The organism is Rudanella paleaurantiibacter (assembly GCF_009184635.1).
GTDB lineage: Bacteria > Bacteroidota > Bacteroidia > Cytophagales > Spirosomataceae > Rudanella > Rudanella paleaurantiibacter.
On the sequence record NZ_WELI01000002.1, the window covers coordinates 446,356 to 459,896 of the forward strand.

At 51.5% G+C, this 13,541-nt stretch carries 16 protein-coding genes; 1 reads left to right on the forward strand and 15 read right to left on the reverse strand.

Going from position 1 to position 13,541, the window contains the following annotated elements; all coding sequences use genetic code 11:
- Positions 1-306 precede the first annotated feature (306 nt).
- From F5984_RS06625 to rpmG, 15 genes are all read right to left on the reverse strand, one after another.
- Positions 307-1,968: a hypothetical protein gene (locus tag F5984_RS06625; RefSeq protein WP_152123475.1), complete on the reverse strand. Its 1,662-nt coding sequence runs from the start codon at positions 1,966-1,968 to the stop codon at positions 307-309.
- 6 nt (positions 1,969-1,974) lie between these two features.
- Positions 1,975-2,748 (reverse strand): ABC transporter ATP-binding protein, encoded by a 774-nt coding sequence (locus F5984_RS06630; RefSeq protein WP_152123476.1) that lies wholly within the window; start codon positions 2,746-2,748, stop codon positions 1,975-1,977.
- Positions 2,749-2,998: 250 nt separating this feature from the next.
- A complete protein-coding gene (locus F5984_RS06635; RefSeq protein WP_152123477.1) occupies positions 2,999-4,012 on the reverse strand; it encodes an aspartate-semialdehyde dehydrogenase in 1,014 nt (337 codons plus the stop codon).
- A gap of 125 nt (positions 4,013-4,137) precedes the next feature.
- Positions 4,138-4,722 carry a 5-formyltetrahydrofolate cyclo-ligase gene (locus F5984_RS06640; RefSeq protein ID WP_152123478.1) on the reverse strand — a complete coding sequence of 195 codons (585 nt, stop codon included), beginning with the start codon at positions 4,720-4,722 and terminating at the stop codon, positions 4,138-4,140.
- 5 nt (positions 4,723-4,727) lie between these two features.
- Positions 4,728-6,296, reverse strand: a complete 1,569-nt coding sequence (gene bshC / locus F5984_RS06645; protein WP_152123479.1) for a bacillithiol biosynthesis cysteine-adding enzyme BshC — start codon at positions 6,294-6,296, stop codon at positions 4,728-4,730.
- A 123-nt stretch (positions 6,297-6,419) separates the two neighbouring features.
- A complete protein-coding gene (locus F5984_RS06650; protein ID WP_152123480.1) occupies positions 6,420-6,821 on the reverse strand; it encodes a type II toxin-antitoxin system death-on-curing family toxin in 402 nt (133 codons plus the stop codon).
- Positions 6,818-7,009: a hypothetical protein gene (locus F5984_RS06655; RefSeq protein ID WP_019989309.1), complete on the reverse strand. Its 192-nt coding sequence runs from the start codon at positions 7,007-7,009 to the stop codon at positions 6,818-6,820. The genes F5984_RS06650 and F5984_RS06655 overlap by 4 nt, the downstream gene beginning before the upstream one ends.
- Positions 7,010-7,138: 129 nt before the next feature.
- On the reverse strand, positions 7,139-7,483 hold the full coding sequence (locus F5984_RS06660) for a HepT-like ribonuclease domain-containing protein (RefSeq protein ID WP_152123481.1): 345 nt from the start codon (positions 7,481-7,483) through the stop codon (positions 7,139-7,141).
- Positions 7,464-7,766, reverse strand: a complete 303-nt coding sequence (locus F5984_RS06665; RefSeq protein ID WP_152123482.1) for a nucleotidyltransferase family protein — start codon at positions 7,764-7,766, stop codon at positions 7,464-7,466. Before F5984_RS06665 ends, F5984_RS06660 begins: the two co-directional genes overlap by 20 nt.
- A gap of 9 nt (positions 7,767-7,775) precedes the next feature.
- Positions 7,776-9,083: a 30S ribosomal protein S12 methylthiotransferase RimO gene (gene rimO, locus F5984_RS06670; protein WP_152123483.1), complete on the reverse strand. Its 1,308-nt coding sequence runs from the start codon at positions 9,081-9,083 to the stop codon at positions 7,776-7,778.
- A gap of 56 nt (positions 9,084-9,139) precedes the next feature.
- Positions 9,140-9,796: a hypothetical protein gene (locus tag F5984_RS06675; RefSeq protein ID WP_152123484.1), complete on the reverse strand. Its 657-nt coding sequence runs from the start codon at positions 9,794-9,796 to the stop codon at positions 9,140-9,142.
- A gap of 27 nt (positions 9,797-9,823) precedes the next feature.
- A complete protein-coding gene (locus F5984_RS06680) occupies positions 9,824-10,312 on the reverse strand; it encodes a carboxypeptidase regulatory-like domain-containing protein (RefSeq protein ID WP_246168847.1) in 489 nt (162 codons plus the stop codon).
- Between the two features lie 102 nt (positions 10,313-10,414).
- Complete coding sequence (gene ftsY / locus F5984_RS06685; protein ID WP_152123485.1) at positions 10,415-11,377, reverse strand: signal recognition particle-docking protein FtsY; 963 nt, start codon at positions 11,375-11,377, stop codon at positions 10,415-10,417.
- Between the two features lie 178 nt (positions 11,378-11,555).
- Positions 11,556-11,711: a DUF4295 domain-containing protein gene (locus F5984_RS06690; RefSeq protein ID WP_019989302.1), complete on the reverse strand. Its 156-nt coding sequence runs from the start codon at positions 11,709-11,711 to the stop codon at positions 11,556-11,558.
- Positions 11,712-11,803: 92 nt separating this feature from the next.
- Positions 11,804-11,986 carry a 50S ribosomal protein L33 gene (rpmG, locus tag F5984_RS06695; protein ID WP_044129502.1) on the reverse strand — a complete coding sequence of 61 codons (183 nt, stop codon included), beginning with the start codon at positions 11,984-11,986 and terminating at the stop codon, positions 11,804-11,806.
- 212 nt (positions 11,987-12,198) lie between these two features.
- On the opposite strand from rpmG, the gene F5984_RS06700 reads away from it, so the two are divergent.
- Complete coding sequence (locus tag F5984_RS06700; RefSeq protein ID WP_152123486.1) at positions 12,199-13,455, forward strand: NADH-quinone oxidoreductase subunit D; 1,257 nt, start codon at positions 12,199-12,201, stop codon at positions 13,453-13,455.
- The last annotated feature ends 86 nt before the right edge of the window (positions 13,456-13,541 follow it).

Here is a 13,541-nt window from a genome sequence, read left to right on the forward strand (position 1 = left end):
AAGAACCTCCTTTTCAACTTTGGGCATTACTACAATGCTCAGCACAAAAAGGAGGTCGCTTTATTTAATGGTCAAGACTTAAATGAATGAACAATGTAAAATGCATAATGAATAATTCGATTACCTGTTAACGGTCGGCTCTTGCATTGTACATTCTACACTGTTCATTCCCTTATGTGAAGTCTCAACAAAGCCAAGTTTAACCCGTTTGCGTTTCGCTTTCGGTACATAAAAGACCGCAGCTAACCTAGTTGCGGTCTTTTTTTGGGGCAACAAGCAAAATGGGGAATTACAACACCGGGCTGGCTACTCAAATGAAATCTGTGACCAGTCTGTTTGCCGGTACATTCGAAACAAGTACCAAAAAATACCCACCGATACCGGTATAGATACCCCTACCGCGTAAGGCAACTGACTAAGACCATAATGAGCCCCCCCAACGAGCCCCATTACCAGTAAAATCACCAGATTCCGGGCCGTATTGTTCTGTCGAATCACATCCTGCGTGCTCGAAAAGGGTAGTCGGCGCTCATTGAGCATCGCGGCCGACATGATGATGATGAGCGAATTGCTGAAAGCTAGCAGAATATCGTCAAGGGTATGAAAGCCGTATCGCCAAAGGATATACACCGCCACCAGTCCGTAAAAAGGCACCATCAGTTTCGTAATCAGGGCCTTCAGAGCCCCCGACAGAATCTCACCGGGCCGACTGATGGGCGTACTTCCGTACACCCAGGCCGCTTTGTAATCGTCCGATGCGGCCAGTTGGTACTGCGCCGTCATCAAGAATAAACCGGTGTAATACAGGCCAAACAGATAGAAAATATTAGAGCGACCTGAGTAGCTTAGGGTTCCCGTCGACATGACGATGATGTACGCCAACCCAAAGCCCAGCTGTGGATAGGTTTTCAGCTTGAACTTGCGGTCGCGGGCGGTTATGGCCCATATTAGACCAAAAGCGGCTCGTTCGAGTGGTGTTCGGGTCAAGGCGCGGCTCAACCGTTGCATGAGTGCGCCCGGCGGCCGGGCGGCCCCGGTTGCGGTTGTTGGCTGTTGGTCCTGCTCCAAACCCGCCAGCCTGACATTAAACACCGGCCCCAGCACCCGGCTCATAAACCACAAGCCTCCAAACGGCATAACAACAGCCAGCACGGCAAGGAGGGCGTGGTTAGTATCAAAGGCAGGCTGAATGACCATATCGACGGCCCCGGCCATCCACATAGGCGGTACAGCATAAAACCAGGTTTGCCACTCGGCCGCCTGCCGAAACATTTCGGGGTCGATCAGCCGGGGCAGCACCTGATAACTGCCGTAAAACAGAACAGCCATCCCGATCTGAAAATAATTGATCACTTCCCGCAACCGCTCTTCACTCGTAAACTGCATCAGGAGCAGATAAAACACGTTGGTCAGAAACACCATCAACATCGACGCCAGCAAGGCCATCGCCAGAAAAACCAGCCCAGCTACCGGCCCGAACCGGTACATGACTACCACAAGGCTCACCAACGATAAAGCTAGTGTAATAGCAAACAGATAGCCCGCAATGTGTACAATCCGGGCCATCAGAAGCGTTCGTCCGCTCACGGGCCGGGGCAAAATGATCTGGTTGTCGGCAGAATCGAGAATTAACGATGAGAAGTCGGAGAGCAGGGTCATGGCGCAGAACAGCATGATATACCCAAACGAAACCGCCAATGGGATAAACATGGCCGTTTTGGGCGGAACAAGCAGTACAACCCCACCCACAAACAAGCCGAAAAGGGCATAAACACCCAGAATAGCCAAAAACTGATGGTTTTTGTCGCCTGTTTGCCCTTGCCCATACCGGCCCAGCGCTGTGTATGACCGACGGTTATCCATAGTTAGCTTAACCTCCACAATGGCCTGCAAAGCGACCGGATCGGCTCCCAGAATACGCCAAAGTGGAACCAGCGACCTCACCAATCCCATCACAATTGATTTCATGAGCGGCTATTTGTTCAGGGTATTGATAAACTCAGTAGCTACATCCTGTTGGCCTTCGTTGCCCGTCAGCTGTCCAAACAACTGCTCCAGCGAACCACTATGTTGCTGCTGTAACTGGGCAAACGCACCGTCGGCAATGACCTGCCCCTGATTGATGATAATAATCCGGTCCGAAATTTTCTCGACCACATCCATGATGTGCGAGCTGTAGAAGATGGTTTTACCGGCATCGGCCAACTGACGGATGATAGCCTTCACCAACACCACAGCGTTAGCATCGAGGCCCGACAGCGGTTCGTCCAGAAAGATAACTTCGGGGTTATGGAGCATACCCGCAATGAGCAGCACTTTCTGGCGCATCCCTTTCGAAAAGGTGGTCATTCGGGCGTCGGCATACCTACCCAGTTCAAACAGAGAGAGCAAATCATGCGCTTTGTACCGGATGGTATCTTCATCCATGCCATACAATTGCCCGATAAAGGCCAGATACTCCAGCGGGGTGAGAGTATCGTATAGAGCCGCGTTTTCGGGCACGTAGCCAATCCGGCTTTTCACAGCAATAGGGTCTTCTTTGACATCGTACCCCAGCACCGAAACCTGCCCCGAAAAGTTTGCCAGTAAACCAATCAAAATTTTGATGGTGGTCGATTTGCCGGCACCATTCGGGCCGATATACCCGACTACCTGCCCGGCTTCTACCGTCAGGTCTATACCTTTCAGAATATGCGTGGAGCCGTAGTAATTATGTAGCCCCTGAATCTGAATAACCGGATTGCTCATTTTGTGTGAATTAGTCGCGTCTGATTGTTTTAAGCGTTCCTCGCAACAGGTGGGCAGTATCAACCAGCCACTTACGTCACTGTTGTGCACAAAATAGCGAATAAACAGGTACGCTAACGCCCGTGTGGTTCATTGGTGACCATTCTATGGTAGGTGGTCGGTAAAGCGCGTGGCCGGAAACCCGCAGCCCCAACGCAAAAGCCCCGCTTCGGGAAGCGGGGCTTTGCAAAGATGCTCCAGGAACCTGCCATTAAGCAGCGGCTGCCTCGGCCGATACCAAATCGTGCTTCACCAGATACTCGGCAATTTGTACGGCATTGGTGGCCGCACCTTTGCGGAGGTTATCAGCTACACACCAGAAGTTAAGTGTACGGGGCTGGGTTTCGTCGCGCCGAATCCGGCCTACAAACACCTCGTCGCGCCCATGCGCCGTGAGGGGCATCGGGTACACTTTATTAGCGGGGTCGTCCTGAACCACCACCCCTTCGGCATTGCGCAGGAGTTCGGTCACTTCGGCCAGGTCAAATTCTTCTTCAAACTCCACGTTGACTGCTTCCGAGTGGCCACCAATGGTCGGAATCCGAACTGTAGTAGCCGTTACCCGAATCGTATCGTCGCCCATGATTTTTTTCGTCTCGTTCACCATCTTCATTTCCTCTTTGGTGTAGCCATTATCGAGGAACACGTCGATGTGGGGTAGTACATTCAGGTCAATAGGGTGCGGGTACACCTTATCCACGCTGCTGTCGCCTTTACGCTCGGCAAACAACTGATCTACAGCCGCTTTACCCGTACCCGTTACCGACTGATAGGTCGATACAACTACGCGCTTTACTTTATACCGCTCGTGCAGGGGCTTCAGAGCCACCACCATCTGAATGGTCGAGCAGTTGGGGTTGGCAATAATTTTATCGTTGGCGGTCAGCACATTAGCATTTACTTCGGGCACCACCAGCGGTTTGGTGGGGTCCATACGCCAGGCCGATGAGTTGTCGATAACGGTGATACCAGCCTCGGCAAACTTGGGGGCCAACGCCGTAGAGGTGCTCCCTCCCGCTGAGAAAATCGCAATGGCCGGGCGGGCCGCAATCGCATCTTCAAAGCTCACGACCGTGTAGGGTTTACCCTTAAACTCAACCTGTTTACCCACCGAACGCTCAGAAGCTACAGGAATGAGTTCGGTGACGGGGAAGTTACGCTCTTCCAACACCTTCAGGATTTCGCTACCGACCAGGCCGGTAGCCCCAACGACTGCGATTTTCATAAAAATATACTTGATTTTTTGTGAATTTGACCGTTTATGCGGCCAAACGCAAAAATACGCCCGGATTATCGAAGGATTGTTATTGAGGCATTAAAATCGGCGTATTCAGCTTCTAAACCGAGAGTTTAGCGAAACCTATAGAGCCGTTCGGGCGTCAGGCAGGCATGTAAAGGCACATCGGTTGGTTCAATGTGGGTGATTTGGGGCACCGGCTCGAACAGCGACAATCCGACCGTCAGGCAATCGGGGCGGCATTCGGCCAGAAAGCGGTCGTAGTAGCCACCGCCGTACCCAACCCGGTGCCCTCGCCCATCAAACGCCAGCAACGGCACAAAAACAAGGTCGAACAGCTCACTGGGTACGGCTTGTGCGTTACGCACCGGCTCCGGGATTCCCCAACGATTCTCGGTTAAGGGTGTATCGGGCATGAGTGGGTAGTGCGTAAGGGTATGACGTACCGGATCAGTGACAGACACATACACGCGCACCGCCGGGCACTCAGCCCAAATCCAACGAATAATCCACCAGGTGTCAACCTCGTTTTGGCGGACAATTGGCAGAAAGATATGGACGTTCCCCCCAGCGGCTGGTACCAGAGCCGCCTGCACAATTTGCGTACAGATTGTTTTGCTCCGACGCGATACTTCCTCCGCTGACAATGCCCGGCGTAGCCCCAGAAACTGCCTGCGAAGGTCTTGCTTCGTGGCCATCCTCCTTATTGTTCCAGGCAAACCTGCATCCGATAATCAAATGGATCGAAGCTACCCAGCAACTTTTCGATAAAGCCTTTGTCGTTGAGGTAAAACGTCAGGAAATTCTCGACCCGCTCCTGCAAACCGCCCCCCGGAAACAACTCTTGCTTAACCGCTAGCAACTGCCGTACGCCTACCTCCTGATTGCGTTCTTCGGCCCGGCGCATTTTTTTCTGCAACCGCTCCACCGCATTGGCAAACCGCTTGGTTTCGGCCAATACGGCCCGCTCCAGCGTCGGGTCGACCATCATAGCCTTGTGCAGCATGGCATCAAGTGTCTGATGCATAGCCTTATTTTCCTTGTCGAAACGCAAGGCATGCCGGGTGTGATGCTCTACATACCGGTGTTTGAGTTTAGTTTCGTCGAGGAACCACTCTTCCATGTTCATACCCAGTTTGAACAACCGCTTGGCGCTCACACGGGGCACGTAGAGCGCAAAGTTGCGGGGCATCAGCAACGGGAAGGGCGTCTGGTAATGGTCGAATACCCCTTTCAACTGCATCCAGTACGGGACTTCCGACGGGCCGCCGATGTAAGCCAGATTAGGCAGAATAGTCTCCTGATACAAGGGCCGCAGTACCACATTCGGGCTAAACCGTTCAGGGTGCTCAGCCACCTGCTGCAACAGATCAGCCTCCGAGAAGGCCCAGTTTGTGTTCACAACCGTGTATTTACCCGCATCGGCCGAATCGGACGGCGCGCGCTCGATACGCTCACGCAAGCCATCGGTCAAGTAAAACAGGTTAATATCGCGGGGAGTAATCACCGCTTCGTAGCCTTCTGCCACGAGCGATTCGGTAGTCTGTTGTACGAGTCGGGCCGACGTCTGACGGGTCAGTTCGTCGGTAATGACGGGCGCAAACAACTGTTTCAGCTCGGGATCATCGGCGTCGAGGCATACCAGCCCCTCGCTCCCAAACAGTTCGTTCATGTAATACCGAACGGCGTCGGCCAGCGTATCATGATTCAGGTACGCTTGTTCAAACAGGTGTAGCTTTTCGGGAATCTGCGCAAACATGGTTTGTAGCTCGCGAGGGTTCATCCGCCCAACAGCACCCCGTTGCTCGGTTTGCCAGGTGTAGGTACGGCCACAGATGCGGGCGTGGCTGATCTCATCGAAGTCATGGTCTTCCGAAGCCATCCAGTACACCGGCACAAATTTGTAATCGGGGTACGCCTGAGCCAGTCGTTTGGCTAGGTTGATGGTCGTAACCAGCTTGTAAATTACGTACAGCGGACCAGTAAAAATATTGAGCTGATGCCCCGTTGTAACCGTAAACGTGTTGGGGTCGGCCAGTACCGACACATCAGGCTTGTGCGCAAGGGTGGCATACTGCTTATCCAGTACCCGCACGAGCGTTTGCCGGTGTTCGGCCGAGAAGTTCTGCTTCTGTTTAATCTGGGCCCCAAACGCTTCGGGAACCGGGTATTGCCCATAAAAGGGCTGAAGTGGCTCTTTACGAGCTATATAGTCGAGAAAAAATGAAGAAAACTGGCCGGTGGCCGAAAGCGGCAGGTACTGACAGTCCATGCAGGAAGCGGGTTTACCGAGGGCAACAATCGAAAAACCCGCAAGGTTCAGCCAGCGGGATAGGAGAAGACAAACAACCGAATTGAGGAGAAAAGGGACAGTCGAACCTATCCGCTACAGGCACTATAAACGGACAGTGTTAGCCGTAAACCAGGCCCGGCATTCGTCGAGGGTAACTTGACCGGAGGCCAGATTAATGATAAAATTGAAAAGCTCATTGTGCGGTAAGCTAGGGTTTAACCGCATACTATTTAGCTTAAGAAAAGCAAGAGCGGCCTCAAGGCCTGTTCTCTTATTTCCGTCTGAAAAAATATGGTTGCAGATGATACTGTAACAGTAAACTGCAGATTTGTCAGCAACAGTTGGATAGAGCGGCTCGCCAAACATTTCGGCTTGCACAGCTTCGAGTACGTAATCCAGGCTTTCTTCGTGCAAAAAGTTACATGGCGGCATAAAATTACCGCCATGCTCACTAACCGTTCGTTTATTGATGAAAACGATATCTTCTTTATCGAGAAAAATCATGCTAAGGCTTTGAATACGTCACCGTATTCGTCGAAATCCTCCTGAATGATTTTTGCCAGACGCTGCTTCTTTGTCTCTTTCAATAAATCATTAACCTCACTCAACAAAGCACCTACAAAGTCGGGATCAGTGCTCACCAATTGGGTGAGTGATTTGCGAAGCATTTCTTTGTCTATTGTAGCTTCCATATCCGTTTTGTAAAAAGTGAACTCGAATCAACGCATCCTCTGAAGCACCCTTGTTCTAACACAAGTCACACCACTACGCCGTACAAATCAAATTCTTCGGCCCGCTCTATCCGGACGTTCGCAATAGACCTAAAAATCTTCGAGCAAACGAGTCAGACGTACTTTCAAATCAGGCAAATCATGTTGGATAATATCCCAAACCAAAGCGATATCAACGCCGAAATATTCATGTATGAGCAAGTGGCGCAAACCGATAATTTTACGCCATTCAACATCCGGGTATTTGGCTCTTGTCTCCTGCTCAACATGATTGCATGCTTCACCGATAATTTCGAGCTGCTTGATGCAGGCGAACCGCATCATCGAGTTTCCCAAGAACGTCTCAAACGTCACCAAACGCACATACTGCTCTATCTCGTCAATAGCCTCCAACACATGTAAAATGCGCTGCTTATCACCGAATCGGCCTTTCATAAATAAGCTGTTTGTCGGCGTCTATAAAAGGGCGGATATGAGCCGACAAACCGTTTACTGACACCAGGTCAACGGCTCTGTGTAGCCGCGTCTCCAGATCCAGTTTCATGCCGACAAATTGCAGACCAATAGGTTGTGCGTAGTCAAGCTCAACTAACAAATCCAGGTCGCTTTGCTCGGTAGCTTCGCCCCTGGCATAAGACCCAAACACATAGGCTTTTATCACAGGCTTACCCTGCAAATACTGCCGGATGGTTTGTATGTCATTGTTAGTCAGTTTCATTACCCCAATTTACACCACCACGCCGTACAAATCAAATTCCTCGGCCCGCTCTACCCGGACGTTCGCAAAGTCGCCTAATCTGACATACGTATCGGCTGAAACAATCACTTCGTTGTCTACCTCAGGCGAGTCAAACTGCGTACGACCGATAAAATGACCACCTTCTTTCCGGTCGAACAGCACCTTGTACGTTTGCCCGATTCGCTCCTGATTCAGCTCGTACGAAATGCCCTGCTGAAGCTCCATAATGGCGTCGGCACGCTCCTGTTTTACATCGGCTGGCACATCGTCGGGCATTGTAAACGAGTGCGTTTGGTCTTCGTGCGAGTACGTAAACACGCCCAACCGCTCAAAACGCATCCGCTCCACAAAGTCGTAGGTTTCCTCAAACATGGCGTCGGTTTCGCCGGGGTGGCCCACAATCAGGGTAGTACGCAGGGCAATACCCGGCACGCGCTCCCGTATGGTATGCACTAGCTCTTCGGTTTTCTCACGGGTGATACCCCGACGCATAGCCTTCAGCATGGCCGTTGAGCCTGTTTGGAGGGGCATATCAAGGTACTTACACACGTGCGGGTGCTCGCGCATCACGTCGAGCACATCGAGCGGAAAACCCGACGGATAGGCGTATTGCAGCCGTACCCATTCAATGCCCTCCACGTCGGCCAATTGACCAATCAGCTCCGACAGGTTCCGCTTTTTGTAAATATCCAGACCGTAATACGTCAGGTCCTGGGCAATCAGTATCAGCTCTTTAGTACCACGCCGGGCCAACGACCGGGCTTCGGTGAGCAGTTCGTCCATCGGGCGCGACACATGCCCGCCCCGCATGAGCGGAATGGCGCAAAACGAGCAGGGACGATCGCAGCCTTCGGCAATTTTGAGATACGCAAAATGCGCGGGGGTTGTGAGCAACCGCTCGCCTACGAGTTCTTTTTTGTAGTCGGCCCGAAGTGTTTTGAGCAGGCGCGGCATCTCGTTGGTGCCAAACCACGCATCGACGGTCGGAATCTCAACCTCCAGCTCGTCTTTGTAGCGGTGCGATAAACAACCCGTTACGTACACCTTGTCCACCATGCCGGCTTCTTTGGCGTCGGTATAGCGCAAAATGGTGTTAATCGACTCCTCCTTGGCATTATCGATAAAGCCGCAGGTATTGATCACCACAATGTTGGCGTCGTCCTTCTTCGACTCGTGCGTCACCTCCATGCCGTTGCCCTTGAGCTGCGTAAACAGCACCTCCGAATCAACCAGATTCTTGGAACAACCCAGTGTGACAATATTGATTTTATTGGTACGAACTCCTTTAGTTTTCAAGACAATCAGTTGAATTACCGTATGCTAAGCAACGGTTAGGTTTGGGGCAAAGTTCGTTAGGCCTCGGCAGATTCAGAAATCACTTCCCTATCGATCCAGGGAATTCGTTTACCCTCGTACCGAAACGGCACCTGCCCGAAATACACTTCCTGAATATGGGTTAGAAACGAACTGTTGTTATTTAGATAAACGATCAACCCGTCGGTCAGGTGAAACCGCCAGTACGTAAACCCACTGAAAAGCTTAGACCCTTTCGACCCCGTGCCTACCAGTTCAACTCGGGTTGCATCGGCGGCCGTAAATGAAACGGTATAGTCGGGGTATTGAAGGAAGACACGCTTGTCTGCCGGGTCGAGTGTTACCAGGACATCACGAGTTAATTGCCAGTATTGGTTGTTGAGCCGAAACCATATCCAGATATAATACAGAGCCCAGCCGCATACACCAACCAGGCCAATAGCAATCGCATAATGCCAGACTGTTTTAGCAGCTGGCAACCCATATGCAACTACCACATAAGGTAAATAGAGGCAAACAAAGCCCAGAAATACGGTCGAGAGCAGGTCGAACCGGGTGAAGTACTGCCATTCGGTAGTCTGGTAGGTCACCTGTTTTTCCAGGGGCGACCCATCACCGGTTGATTCACGGGAGAAGCGAATCAGCCGATACATAAGCCCTCCAAAAATGAGCAGCAGAATGACCCCTATACCCATACCACTCGTTCGCTGTTAAAGTCCGAATCAGAATGCCGCGCCGTGGGTAATTTCGAGCGTTGTGCGGGTCACTTTGCGGGGAGTTACCGTTTCGGGGTTGATGTGGTTCTGCCCGTCGAACTGATTACCAAACAGGCCCTTCGGCTCCCGAATCAGCACCGAGTATCGACCAGCAGGTAACTTGTAGGCGCAAAACTTACCTTGTTTGTCGGATTTCACCGTCCGCACCGGGGCTATGCCCGGCACCTCCGTAATGAACCCCTCCTCGTCACGGCGCACCTGCTCCAACGTCAGGGCCGGATAGATCACCACCTCCCGAACCACCGGTTTGCCTTTCGGCACGGGTTTATCGGGACCGGGCATAAAGTTACCCTGTTTCTCGACTACCGTTCCGCAAATACCCTGCGCGGGCGTGGGTTTCGGCTTGCGGGGCTTGGCCTGCTGTGCATACACAAGTAAGGAGGAGCAGGTTAATCCTACCAGTAGCCAGAACCGGGTATAACTGAATTTGCTCACAGGCCTAATTCTCGTTTTAGTTCATCAAGCGAGTACCACGAAGTAGTTTCGTTTCTAGTCTTTACCACAACATGTAGTCCACGAGGTCTTCAATCGTACCGCTTACTTCTTAAAAAACGAATCCACAAACTCCATCTTGTTGAACGTCTGCAAATCGTCGATTCGCTCACCCACACCAATATATTTGACCGGAATCTTAAACTGATCCGAAATACCGATTACAACGCCCCCTTTGGCCGTACCGTCGAGTTTGGTAATCGCCAGGGCCGTTACTTCGGTCGCTTTGGTAAATTCGGTAGCCTGAATAAACGCATTTTGCCCGGTTGAGCCATCCAGCACCAGCAAGACTTCATGAGGGGCTTCGGGCAGGAACTTCTGCATTACCCGCTTGATTTTGCTCAGCTCGTTCATCAGGTTCACCTTCGTGTGCAAGCGACCTGCCGTGTCGATAATGACCACATCGGCCTGCATATCCACGGCTTTCTTTACCGCGTCGAAGGCTACGGCCGAGGGGTCGGTATTCATACCGTGCTCAATCACGGGTACGCCCACCCGGCTACCCCACAGCTTGAGCTGATCCACGGCAGCCGCCCGGAAGGTATCGCCCGCGCCAAGTACCACTTTGTAGCCCCGCTTATGAAACTGAGCCGCCAACTTACCAATGGTCGTTGTTTTACCCACCCCGTTGACACCTACTACCATAATCACGTAGGGCCGTTTATCGGCGGGCAATTCAAAATCCTCGGCCGGGGTGTTGCCCCCTGCCTGGGTCTCCGAAAGCAGACCAGCAATTTCTTCGCGCAGAATCCGATCGAGCTCGTCAGTACCGAGGTATTTATCGCGAGCCACCCGCTCTTCAATGCGTCGGATAATCTTAACGGTGGTATCAACCCCCACATCCGACGTAATTAATACTTCCTCCAGATCGTCGAGCACCTCATCGTCGACCTTCGATTTGCCAACGACTGCGCGGCCCAGTTTGGAGAAGAAACTGTCTTTTGTTTTTTCGAGCCCCTTATCGAGCGTTTCTTTTTTTTCCTTCGAGAATAAACCGAATAAGGCCATAGTTTTTGTGCTTAGCGGTCGCCGGCCGGTGCAGGGTTTCGGATTGCCGACGTTTTCTGCCGAACACTCCATTTAACCGATTGAACACGGAACTGCTACTTTTTGAACAAAGCTAAAACAAAAAAAGTCCCTCTGGGGGACTTTCGTGAGTGTATGGATGCCGATGGCTAAAAAGCGACTAAGCTTTCAGCGCATTCTGCACCTCGTCCACCGGGACCATTTCTTCCTTAAAGGTGTAGGCGCCAGTCTTTGGCGACTTAACGGCTTTGATGATTTTGGCGAATGCCTTGCCGTTGTCCTTTGTTTTCAGGGTTGCAACTACCTTCTTTGCCATTTTGGTAAAGTTTATAGTTTACGGTTTGTGGTTTACAGTTTAGATGTCTCAACAGGGAGAGCTACAAACTATAAACTACAAGCCTTAAACACTTATTTAATTTCTTTGTGAAGCGTTACACGCTTCAGGAACGGGTTGTATTTCTTACGCTCGATACGGCTCGGCGTATTCTTGCGGTTTTTCGTAGTAATGTACCGCGACATGCCTGGAACACCAGAGTCTTTTTGCTCGGTGCACTCCAAAATAACCTGAATTCTATTGCCTTTCTTAGCCATCGCTATGATCTATTTTCTCAACAGGAGCGCAAAGGTAAGAAACTTTTAAGATTCAGACAAAGCACAAGCCGAAAATGTGATGACTTTTAATTAGTTATCCACAGTCTCTGAACATTTTACGTTGAAAAAGTCATTTCGCGCGCTATTGACACTGTTTTAGACCAACTCCTGTTACCCTGTTACAATTGACGACCACTACCTTTGTGCTGCCCATGACGACGACACAAACGCTTGATTATACACCCGGTGCAGGCCTGATTAAAACCGAATCGAGCCCATCAGATACCTATCTGCTCGACTCGGAGACCAACTTCTACCGGCCCGAAGACCTGGCCGAAGGACAGATGATTCTGAACATGGGGCCGCAACACCCCTCAACCCACGGGGTATTGCGGCTCGAAGTGGTCACGGATGGCGAAATTATTGTCGACACGGTGCCGCATATGGGCTATCTGCACCGCTGCTTTGAAAAGCATGCCCAGTCGCTCCCGTTTAATCAGACAATTCCGTTTGTTGACCGGCTCGATTACTTAGCTGCCATGAACTCCGAGCATGTGTTTGTGATGGGCGTGGAGAAAATGCTTGGCATTCAGGGCGATATTCCCAAACGAATCGAGTACATCCGTGTGCTGGTTGCCGAGCTAAACCGGATTGCCTCGCACTTTGTCGCTATCGGGACGTATGCTATCGATATAGGGGCTTACACGCCTTTCCTATACTACATGCGCGACCGCGAGCATATTCAGCGCATGCTCGAATGGGTGAGTGGGGCCCGCATGCTCTACAACTATATCTGGATCGGGGGCTTATTTTACGACCTGCCCGTAGGGTTTGAAGAACGCTGCCGTGAGCTGGTTACCTACCTGGCTCCCAAGCTTACCGAACTGGAGCAACTCGTGAGCGACAACGAGATCTTTATGAAGCGTACGGCCGGTGTGGGCGTGCTGCCCCTGGCGGTAGCGATCAACTACGGTTGTACCGGCCCGGTACTACGAGGGTCAGGCCTGCGGTACGACCTCCGCCGGGTTGATGGGTACTCGGTGTATCCTGAACTCGACTTTGAGATTCCGATTGGGACCGGACAAGTGGGCACCGTTGGCGACTGCTGGGACCGCAACTACGTTCGGATTCGGGAGTGCCGCGAGTCGCTCCGCATTATAAGCCAATGCCTCGATCAGCTCACGGGCCCCCACAAACGCACCCGCGATTTTGACCCGCATGCCATACTGCCCAAAAAGATTCGGCCGAAAGCGATGGATGTGTATGTACGGGGCGAAAGCTCAAAAGGTGAATTAGGCTTCTTTTTCCGAACCGACGGCCGCTCTGACATTCCGGTTCGGTGCAAGTGCCGGGCCTGCTCGTTTCACAATCTGTCGGTCCTTTCTGAAATCAGTAAAGGGGCTATGATTGCCGATTTGGTGGCTATTCTGGGGTCAATTGATATTGTGATGGGAGAACTGGACCGATAAGAATGAGTAATGTGTAATGATGAATGCGTAATGCATAAGTATGGTTAGTTTTGGACCTTGCTTATATTCAGCATTACTCATTACGC

What these genes read in the sequence shown, in the direction of transcription:
- F5984_RS06650 (WP_152123480.1), bottom strand. Translation starts at nt 6,821, where the DNA reads ATGATTTTTCTCGATAAAGAAGATATCGTTTTCATCAATAAACGAACG.
- F5984_RS06700 (WP_152123486.1), top strand. Translation starts at nt 12,199, where the DNA reads ATGACGACGACACAAACGCTTGATTATACACCCGGTGCAGGCCTGATT.
- F5984_RS06690 (WP_019989302.1), bottom strand. Translation starts at nt 11,711, where the DNA reads ATGGCAAAGAAGGTAGTTGCAACCCTGAAAACAAAGGACAACGGCAAG.
- F5984_RS06635 (WP_152123477.1), bottom strand. Translation starts at nt 4,012, where the DNA reads ATGAAAATCGCAGTCGTTGGGGCTACCGGCCTGGTCGGTAGCGAAATC.
- F5984_RS06625 (WP_152123475.1), bottom strand. Translation starts at nt 1,968, where the DNA reads ATGAAATCAATTGTGATGGGATTGGTGAGGTCGCTGGTTCCACTTTGG.
- F5984_RS06660 (WP_152123481.1), bottom strand. Translation starts at nt 7,483, where the DNA reads ATGAAAGGCCGATTCGGTGATAAGCAGCGCATTTTACATGTGTTGGAG.
- F5984_RS06655 (WP_019989309.1), bottom strand. Translation starts at nt 7,009, where the DNA reads ATGGAAGCTACAATAGACAAAGAAATGCTTCGCAAATCACTCACCCAA.
- F5984_RS06675 (WP_152123484.1), bottom strand. Translation starts at nt 9,796, where the DNA reads ATGGGTATAGGGGTCATTCTGCTGCTCATTTTTGGAGGGCTTATGTAT.
- bshC (WP_152123479.1), bottom strand. Translation starts at nt 6,296, where the DNA reads ATGGACTGTCAGTACCTGCCGCTTTCGGCCACCGGCCAGTTTTCTTCA.
- ftsY (WP_152123485.1), bottom strand. Translation starts at nt 11,377, where the DNA reads ATGGCCTTATTCGGTTTATTCTCGAAGGAAAAAAAAGAAACGCTCGAT.
- F5984_RS06640 (WP_152123478.1), bottom strand. Translation starts at nt 4,722, where the DNA reads ATGGCCACGAAGCAAGACCTTCGCAGGCAGTTTCTGGGGCTACGCCGG.
- rpmG (WP_044129502.1), bottom strand. Translation starts at nt 11,986, where the DNA reads ATGGCTAAGAAAGGCAATAGAATTCAGGTTATTTTGGAGTGCACCGAG.
- F5984_RS06630 (WP_152123476.1), bottom strand. Translation starts at nt 2,748, where the DNA reads ATGAGCAATCCGGTTATTCAGATTCAGGGGCTACATAATTACTACGGC.
- F5984_RS06665 (WP_152123482.1), bottom strand. Translation starts at nt 7,766, where the DNA reads ATGAAACTGACTAACAATGACATACAAACCATCCGGCAGTATTTGCAG.